The organism is Pseudomonas sp. 05T35 (genome assembly GCF_056396605.1).
On record NZ_JBFTLU010000309.1, the window covers coordinates 1 to 5,464 of the forward strand.

At 60.1% G+C, this 5,464-nt stretch carries 5 protein-coding genes; all 5 read left to right on the forward strand.

What is annotated here, in order from left to right; all coding sequences use genetic code 11:
- The coding region (locus AC1DH9_RS21040) for an NADP-dependent isocitrate dehydrogenase (protein WP_477808720.1) at nt 1–2,204 on the forward strand (2,204 nt) is incomplete at its 5' end.
- 213 nt (nt 2,205–2,417) lie between these two features.
- On the forward strand, nt 2,418–2,864 hold the full coding sequence (locus AC1DH9_RS21045) for an NUDIX hydrolase (RefSeq protein WP_427537199.1): 447 nt from the start codon (nt 2,418–2,420) through the stop codon (nt 2,862–2,864).
- Between the two features lie 59 nt (nt 2,865–2,923).
- Nucleotides 2,924–4,057, forward strand: coding sequence for a tRNA 2-thiouridine(34) synthase MnmA (gene mnmA, locus AC1DH9_RS21050; RefSeq protein WP_427537202.1), 1,134 nt, complete (start codon nt 2,924–2,926; stop codon nt 4,055–4,057).
- Complete coding sequence (gene hflD / locus AC1DH9_RS21055) at nt 4,054–4,677, forward strand: high frequency lysogenization protein HflD (protein ID WP_477808721.1); 624 nt, start codon at nt 4,054–4,056, stop codon at nt 4,675–4,677. The genes mnmA and hflD overlap by 4 nt, the downstream gene beginning before the upstream one ends.
- Before the next feature lie 128 nt (nt 4,678–4,805).
- Nucleotides 4,806–5,464, forward strand: a 659-nt coding sequence (locus AC1DH9_RS21060; protein ID WP_477808722.1) for a lyase family protein, incomplete at its 3' end; no start/stop codon positions are given.

Genomic DNA, 5,464 nt, shown 5'->3' on the forward strand with positions numbered 1-5,464 from the left:
TCTATACCTTCACCGACGAAGCCCCAGCCCTCGCCACCTATTCACTGTTGCCTATCGTAGAGGCCTTCACCGCCTCCGCTGATATCGCCGTGGAAACCCGCGATATCTCTCTTGCAGGGCGCATCCTGGCCAGCTTCCCCGAGCAATTGGGTAATAAAGCCGTAGCCGACCACCTCGCCGAACTGGGCGCGCTGGCCGTCACGCCTGAAGCCAACATCATCAAGCTGCCGAACATCAGCGCTTCGGTTCCGCAACTGCAGGCCGCGATCAAAGAGCTGCAAGCCCAGGGCTATGCACTGCCGGACTACCCGGAAACCGTCACCAGCGACGCCGACAAGGACGCCAAGTCCCGTTACGACAAGATCAAGGGCAGCGCGGTAAACCCGGTTCTGCGCGAAGGCAACTCCGATCGTCGCGCACCGCTGTCGGTCAAGAACTACGCTCGCAAGCACCCGCACAAAATGGGCGCCTGGGCAAAAGACTCCAAGTCTCACGTTGCCCACATGAGCACCGGCGATTTCTACGGCAGCGAAAAAGCCGCCCTGATCGACGCCGCTGACGCCGTGAAAATCGAACTGATCGCTCAAGACGGCACCACCACCGTCCTGAAAGAAAAAACCACCGTGCAAGCCGGTGAGATCCTCGATTGCGCCGTGATGAGCAAAAATGCCCTGCGCAGCTTCATCGCCGCTGAAATCGAAGACGCCAAGCAAAAAGGCGTACTGCTGTCGGTTCACCTGAAAGCCACCATGATGAAGGTTTCCGACCCGATCATGTTCGGCCAGATCGTTGCCGAGTTCTATAAAGACGCCCTGGCCAAGCACGCTGACGTGCTGGCACAGATCGGCTTCAACCTGAACAACGGCATCGGCGACCTGTACGCCCGTATCAAGGCGTTGCCTGCCGAGCAGCAAGCCGCGATCGAAGCGGACATCCAGGCGGTCTACGCGGTTCGTCCGTCGCTGGCGATGGTCAACTCCGACAAAGGCATCACCAACCTGCACGTGCCGAGCGACGTCATCGTCGACGCCTCGATGCCAGCCATGATCCGTGACTCCGGCAAGATGTGGGGCACCGATGGCCAGTTGCACGACACCAAGGCCGTGATCCCGGATCGCTGCTACGCCACCATCTACCAGGCGGTGATCGAAGACTGCAAGCAACACGGCGCCTTCGACCCAACCACCATGGGCAGCGTGCCAAACGTTGGCCTGATGGCGAAAAAAGCCGAAGAGTACGGCTCCCACGACAAGACCTTCCAGATCAAGGCAAACGGCGTGGTTCGCGTTTCCGACAGCGCTGGTCGCACTCTGCTGGAGCAACCGGTTGAAGCCGGCGACATCTTCCGCATGTGCCAGACCAAAGACGCGCCGATCCAGGACTGGGTCAAACTGGCGGTCAACCGTGCTCGCGCAAGCGCAACGCCGGCGATTTTCTGGCTGGACCCAATGCGCGCCCACGACGGCGTAGTGATCGAGAAAGTTCAGGCTTACCTGAAGGATCACGACACGTCCGGCCTGGACATCCGCATCATGTCGCCAGTCGACGCGATGACCTTCACCCTGGCCCGCACTCGCGAAGGCAAGGACACCATCTCGGTGACCGGCAACGTACTGCGCGACTACCTGACTGACCTGTTCCCGATCATGGAACTGGGCACCAGCGCCAAGATGCTGTCGATCGTTCCGCTGATGAATGGCGGCGGCCTGTTCGAAACCGGCGCTGGCGGCTCGGCACCGAAGCACGTTCAACAGTTGCTGGAAGAAAACTTCCTGCGCTGGGATTCCCTGGGTGAGTTCCTGGCCCTGGCCGCCTCCCTTGAGCACCTGGGTGTTACTTACAACAACCCTAAGGCGCTGGTGCTGGCCAAGACCCTGGATCAGGCCACCGGCCAGTTCCTGGACAACAACAAGTCGCCATCGCGCAAAGTCGGCAACATCGACAACCGCGGCAGCCACTTCTACCTGGCGCTGTACTGGGCTCAGGCCCTGGCCGCCCAGACTGAAGACGCAGCGCTGCAAGCGCAGTTCAGCCAACTGGCAAAAACACTGACCGAGAACGAGGCAACCATCGTTGCCGAGCTCAACGCCGTTCAGGGCAAGCCAGTCGACATCGGCGGTTACTACCACGCCGACGCCGAGCTGATCAGCAAGGCCATGCGCCCAAGCAACACCTTCAACGCGGCGATTGCTGCGCTGGTTTAAGGTTGTAAGGGAACACCAGAAACCCCGGCCCGCGCCGGGGTTTCTGTTTTTGCCCTTCACATAACTCCAACACGAACACCGGACCAATGTGGGAGCGAGCCTGCTCGCGATAGCGGTTTATCATTCAACACTGATGTCGACTGACCCGCTGCAATCGCGAGCAGGCTCGCTCCCACATTGTTTTTTATTCCAGCATTAGATCGAGGAGACCTCATGGATTGGCTACCCCACATCACCGTCGCCACCATTGTCGAAGACAATGGCCGCTTCCTGATGGTCGAAGAACTCAAGGCCGGACGCGCGGTGCTCAATCAACCGGCCGGGCACCTGGACCCGAACGAGACGCTGACCGAAGCCGCCATCCGCGAAACCCTCGAAGAAACCGGCTGGGACGTTGAAGCCACCGGCGTAGTAGGCATCTATCTGTACACCGCTCCAAGCAACGGCGTGACTTACCAACGCGTGTGTTTTGCCGCCAAAGCAGTGAAGCACCACCCCGATTATCAACTCGACGACGGCATCGTCGGCGCAAAATGGCTGACCCGCAACGAACTCCTTGCACAACGCGACCACTGGCGCAGCGAGCTGATTATTCGCTGTATCGACGATTACCTGAGCGGTAAACTCTTCAGTCTCGAACTGATCCGCCCTTCTCTTTAGCCTTGCAGGCTCGGGCCTGATAGAATCGCGTCCTTTTTCAAGACACTCATTAAATCCCTATGCGTGATCCAGCCCCTTCTGACACACAAAAGAAGCGCGTCATTGTCGGCATGTCCGGCGGCGTGGACTCTTCCGTTTCTGCCCTACTGCTGATCGAGCAGGGTTATCAGGTGGAAGGCCTGTTCATGAAGAACTGGGAAGAGGACGACGGAACGGACTACTGCACCGCCATGGACGATCTGGCGGACGCTCAGGCCGTGTGCGACAAGATTGGCATCAAGCTGCACACCGCCAACTTCGCCGCCGAGTACTGGGACAACGTGTTCGAGCACTTCCTGGCTGAGTACAAGGCCGGCCGTACGCCGAACCCGGACATCCTGTGCAACCGTGAAATCAAGTTCAAGGCGTTCCTCGACTACGCCATGATGCTCGGCGCCGACCTGATTGCCACCGGCCATTACGTGCGCCGTCGCGACATCGATGGCCGCACCGAATTGCTCAAAGGCCTGGACCCGAACAAGGACCAGAGCTACTTCTTGCACGCCGTGGGTGGCGAACAGATCGCCAAGACCCTGTTCCCGGTCGGCGAACTGGAAAAACCCGAAGTTCGCGCGATTGCCGAGAAACACGCCCTGGCCACCGCGAAGAAGAAAGATTCCACCGGTATCTGCTTTATCGGTGAGCGACGCTTCAGCGACTTCCTCAAGCAATACCTGCCGGCACAGCCAGGCGAGATCAAGACCACCGAAGGCAAAGTGATCGGCCGCCACCATGGCCTGATGTACCACACCATCGGCCAGCGCCAGGGCCTGGGCATCGGCGGTTTGAAAGATGCCGGCGACGAGCCATGGTACGTGCTGATCAAGGACCTGGAACGCAACGAGCTGATCGTTGGCCAGGGCAATAATCACCCTACGCTGTTCTCCCGCGCCCTGCTTGCCTCGGACATCTACTGGGTCAACCCGGTCGACCTGAGCTCGCCACGCAAACTCACGGCGAAAGTACGCTATCGCCAGTGCGACCAGCCTTGCACCCTGGAAAAAACCGCCAACGGCTACCGCGCCACCTTCGATGACCCGCAGCGCGCGGTCACCCCAGGTCAATCGGTGGTGTTTTACGACGGTGAAGTCTGCCTCGGTGGCGGTGTCATCGAAGTCGCCGAACCCTGGAGCAGCAAGGATTCGTGCGCATGAGCCCGACTCAGGAACAACTGATAGCGCTCGGCGGTGTGTTTCTCGCCGCCGTGCTGGTCGACAAGATAGCCAAGACCGGGCAGGTCAGCGAAGCCGGCCTGACCTGCATGCTTGGCAGCTTGTTGATCATCGACCCCAAGGACACGCTGGAGGTCTACGGCGGCGACGATATCAATCTGCGCGAAGGTTATCGCGCGTTGATCGGCGCCCTCGAACGCGATCCGAGCACCCTGCAGCGCGAACCCCTGCGCTATGCCCTGTCGATGCTCGGTCTCGAGCGGCAACTGGCCAAGCGTGGCGACATGCTTGAAGTAATCGGCAAGMGCTTGCCGCAGATTCAGTCCCAGGTCGAGCATTTCGGCCCGGCCCATGAAAACGTGATCGCCGCCTGTGGCGCGCTGTATCAGGACACCTTGAGTACCCTGCGCCAACGCATTCAGGTGCACGGCGACATGCGCAACCTGCAGCAGCCAAGCAACGCCTCGAAGATCCGCGCCCTGTTGCTGGCCGGTATCCGTTCGGCGCGCTTGTGGCGGCAGCTGGGCGGTCATCGCTGGCAGTTGGTGATCAGTCGCCGCAAACTGCTCAAAGAGCTTTATCCGCTGATGCACAGCAGCTGAACTGCGCCTGTAATACTGATTTTTAGCCTGTAACGCGTAAGACGCTGGTCAGTTGGCAACGGACCAGCGGAACTTTTTCATGTATGATACGCGCCCCATTTCGTTGCCCGACTGTCCGAGAACACCCCATGCAGCTCTCTTCGCTCACTGCGGTTTCCCCTGTTGACGGCCGCTACGCCGGCAAAACCCAGGCCCTGCGCCCAATTTTCAGCGAATACGGTCTGATCCGTGCTCGTGTCCTGGTTGAAGTGCGCTGGCTCCAGCGCCTGGCCGCTCACCCTGCCATCAGCGAAGTTCCGGCGTTCTCCGCCGAAGCTAACGCCGTGCTGAACACCCTGGCGGAAAACTTCTCTCTGGAACACGCCGAGCGCGTCAAAGAGATCGAGCGCACCACCAACCACGACGTTAAAGCCATTGAGTACCTGCTCAAGGAACAAGCTGCCAAGCTGCCTGAGCTGGCCAACGTCAGTGAATTCATCCACTTTGCCTGCACCAGCGAGGACATCAACAACCTGTCCCACGCCCTGATGCTGCGTGAAGGCCGTGATGACGTGATGCTGCCGCTGATGCGCCAGACCGCCGAAGCCATCCGCGAGTTGGCCATCCGCTTCGCCGACGTGCCGATGCTGTCGCGCACCCACGGTCAGCCGGCTTCGCCGACTACCCTGGGCAAAGAACTGGCGAACGTGGTTTACCGTCTGGAGCGCCAGATCGCTCAAGTCGCTGCCGTACCGCTGCTGGGCAAGATCAACGGCGCCGTCGGCAACTACAACGCCCACCTGTCGGC

Excerpts from the sequence above, each read along its gene's own strand:
- AC1DH9_RS21045 (WP_427537199.1), top strand. The coding sequence starts at position 2,418 with ATGGATTGGCTACCCCACATCACCGTCGCCACCATTGTCGAAGACAAT.
- mnmA (WP_427537202.1), top strand. The coding sequence starts at position 2,924 with ATGCGTGATCCAGCCCCTTCTGACACACAAAAGAAGCGCGTCATTGTC.